The 3227-nt window shown below is 69.6% G+C and carries 3 protein-coding genes; all 3 read left to right on the top strand.

The genetic code is table 11. From position 1 onward, the window contains the following. The coding region (locus tag ACE3Q3_RS03060) for an ABC transporter ATP-binding protein (protein ID WP_374441626.1) at positions 1-1020 on the top strand (1020 nt) is incomplete at its 5' end. Between the two features lie 47 nt (positions 1021-1067). Next, positions 1068-2363 (top strand): ABC transporter substrate-binding protein, encoded by a 1296-nt coding sequence (locus ACE3Q3_RS03055; RefSeq protein WP_374441623.1) that lies wholly within the window; start codon positions 1068-1070, stop codon positions 2361-2363. Between the two features lie 55 nt (positions 2364-2418). Beyond that, positions 2419-3227, top strand: an 809-nt coding sequence (locus tag ACE3Q3_RS03050; RefSeq protein WP_374441621.1) for a carbohydrate ABC transporter permease, incomplete at its 3' end; no start/stop codon positions are given.

The following is a 3227-nucleotide window of genomic DNA, read 5'->3' as shown; positions in this document are numbered from 1 at the left end:
TTCGGCAAGGGGGTGCCATTGGCCGCGATCGTCCTCTCCAACGTCTCCAAGGACTGGGGGGAGACGCGCGTGCTGGACGACGTGTCGTTCACGGCCGAGGCAGGGTCGCTGGTGGTGCTGCTGGGACCGTCGGGCTGCGGCAAGTCGACGACGCTGCGGCTCGTAGCCGGGCTCGACCAGGTGACCTCCGGCCGCATCGAGATCGCCGGCCGCGACGTCACCGCCCTGCCGCCGGCCCGGCGCCGCGTCGCCATGGTCTTCCAGTCCTACGCCCTCTTCCCGCACCTCTCGGTGCGCGAGAATATCGTCTTCGGGTTGAAGGCCCGCGGCGTGCCGGCCGCCGACCGCGAGCGCCGGCTGGCGCGGGCGGTCGACGTGCTCGGCCTCGCCGGGCTCCTCGACCGCAGGCCGTCGCAGCTTTCGGGCGGGCAGCAGCAGCGCGTGGCGCTCGGCCGCGCCATCGTCGCCGAATCGCCGGTCTGCCTGATGGACGAGCCGCTCTCCAACCTCGACGCGCAGCTTCGCGGCGAGATGCGGCGCGAGATCCGCGCCCTCCAGCAGCGCCTCGGCATGACCATGGTCTACGTCACCCACGACCAGGTCGAGGCGATGACGATGGCCGACCGGGTGATCCTGATGGACCGCGGCCGCATCGCGCAGAACGGGCCGCCGGAAGAACTCTACGCCCGGCCGCACAACGCCTTTGCCGCGCGCTTCATCGGCACCCCGCCGATGAACGTCGTCGCCGCCGACGGCATCGGCGTGGCGGCACCGCGCCCCGGCCTCCTGCTCGGCGTCCGGCCGGAGGCGGTCGCGGTCGGCGGCGACGGGCTCGCCGCCACCGTGCGCTCGGTCGAGTATCTCGGTGCCGACAGCCTGATCGAGACCGACCTCGGCGGCCGCACCGTCTTCGCCAAGGCCGACGGCAAGTCCGCCCTGACGCCGGGCGCGGCGGTGCGGCTGGCCTGGGCCGAATCCGACTGTCACTGGTTCGACATGGAAACGGGCGAACGCCTGTAATGGACCGCGCCCAGGGAATGCCGGTCCTGCAACCCGGAGGGGAGACGATGACGATGCTGGTACGGACGCTGAGGAGCATGGCGCTGGCCGCCGCGGGGGCCGCCATGTCGGTCGCCGCCGCAGCCCAGACGGTCGAGGTGCCGTTCTTCTTCCCGGTCGCCGTCGGCGGGCCGATCACCAAGCTGATCGACCAGTACGCGACCGACTTCGCCAAGGAGCACCCGTCGATCAAGGTGACGCCGATCTATGCCGGCACCTACCAGGAGACGATCGTCAAGGCGCTGACCGCCCACAAGAGCGGCACCCCGCCGGTGACCTCCGTCCTGCTGTCGACCGACATGTTCACGCTGATCGACGAGGACGCGATCGTGCCGATCGACGGCTACGTCAAGACCGATGCCGACCGCGCCTGGCTGAAGAGCTTCTTCCCCGCCTTCATGATGAACAGCCAGACCGACGGCAAGACCTGGGGCGTGCCCTTCCAGCGCTCGACCGTCGTGCTCTACTGGAACAAGGAAGCCTTCAAGGAGGCCGGTCTCGACCCCGAGAAGCCGCCGCAGACCTGGGCCGAGCAGGTCGAGTTCGCGAAGAAGCTGACCAAGCGCGACGCCGCCGGGAACGCCACCCAGTGGGGTCTGCAGGTGCCGTCCTCGGGCTTCCCCTACTGGCTGTTCCAGGGCTTCACGACCCAGAACGGCGTCGAGCTGATGAACCAGGCGGGCGACACCACCTTCTACGACAAGCCTGAGGTCGTCGAGGCCCTGCAGTACTGGGTCGACCTCTCGACCAAGCACAAGGTGATGGCGCCCGGCGTCATCGAATGGGGGACGACGCCGAAGGACTTCTTCGAGCGCAAGACGGCGATGATGTGGACGACGACGGGCAACCTGACCAACGTCCGCAACAATGCCAAGTTCGACTTCGGCGTCGCCATGCTGCCCGCCGGCAAGCGCCGCGGCAGCCCGACCGGCGGCGGCAACTTCTACATCTTCAAGAAGAGCACGCCCGCCCAGCAGGAGGCGGCGGCCACCTTCATCAAGTGGATCACCTCGCCCGAGCGCGCCGCCCAGTGGGGCATCGACACCGGCTACGTCGCCGTCCGGCCCGACGCCTGGGAGACGCCGGCCATGAAGAAGTACGTCGCGGGCTTCCCGGCCGCCGCCGTCGCCCGCGACCAGCTTCCCCATGCCGTCGCCGAACTGTCGACGCACGAGAACCAGCGCGTCACCAAGGCCCTCAACGACGGGCTGCAGGCGGCGCTGACCGGCGCCAAGACCCCGGCCCAGGCGATGAAGGATGCCCAGGCCGAGGCGCAGCGCATCCTGCGCCCCTACAAGCGCTGACGGCAGCGGGGCGGTCGCCGGCGGCGGCCGCTCTCCCCTGGCGCACGCGCCACCCATGACCCGCATCAACGCCCATGTCGTCGGCTGGCTGCTGCTGCTGCCGGCCGTCGCCTTCCTGGCGCTCTTCACCCACTGGCCGGCCCTGGCGACGCTCGTCGACAGCCTCTACACGACGCCGCGCGGCAGCCGCCCGGCGCGCTTCGTCGGCGCGGACAACTACGCGGTCATGCTCGACGACCCGGTGTTCTGGCAGTCGGTCGCGAACAACCTGTGGTTCGCGGTCGGCACCATCCCGGTCTCGATCGTGCTCGCCGTCGTCATGGCGCTCTGGGTCAACGACCGGCTGGCGGGACGGGCGTGGCTGCGCACCGCCTTCTTCACCCCGACGATCCTGCCGATGATCGCCGTCGCCAACATCTGGCTCTTCTTCTACACCCCGCAATACGGCCTGCTGGAGCAGGTCACCGGGCTGTTCGGCCTGCCTTCGCACAACTGGCTCGGCAGCCGCGACACCGCACTCGCCTGCGTCGTCGTGGTGGCGATCTGGAAGGAGGCCGGCTTCTTCATGATCTTCTACCTGGCGGCCCTGCAGCAGATCCCGCCGAGCCTCGCCGAGGCGGCCGCGCTCGAGGGCGCGTCCCGCGGCTACTACCTGCGCCGGGTGGTGCTGCCGCTGCTGATGCCGACCACCATGTTCGTGCTCATCAACGCCGTCATCAACGCCTTCCGGCTGGTCGACCACATCATCGTCATGACCCGCGGCGGGCCCGACAACGCCACCTCGCTGCTGCTCTTCTACATCTACGAGGTCGGCTTCAAGTTCTGGGACACGGCCTATGCCGCCGCGCTCACCATGGTCCTGGT

This window comes from Allostella sp. (genome assembly GCF_041913585.1).
In the GTDB taxonomy this organism is placed as follows: domain Bacteria; phylum Pseudomonadota; class Alphaproteobacteria; order ATCC43930; family Allostellaceae; genus Allostella.
This window is presented reverse-complemented; position numbering and strand designations above follow the sequence as displayed.

Coding starts and splice junctions, on each gene's coding strand:
- ACE3Q3_RS03055 (WP_374441623.1), top strand. CDS start 1,068: ATGACGATGCTGGTACGGACGCTGAGGAGCATGGCGCTGGCCGCCGCG.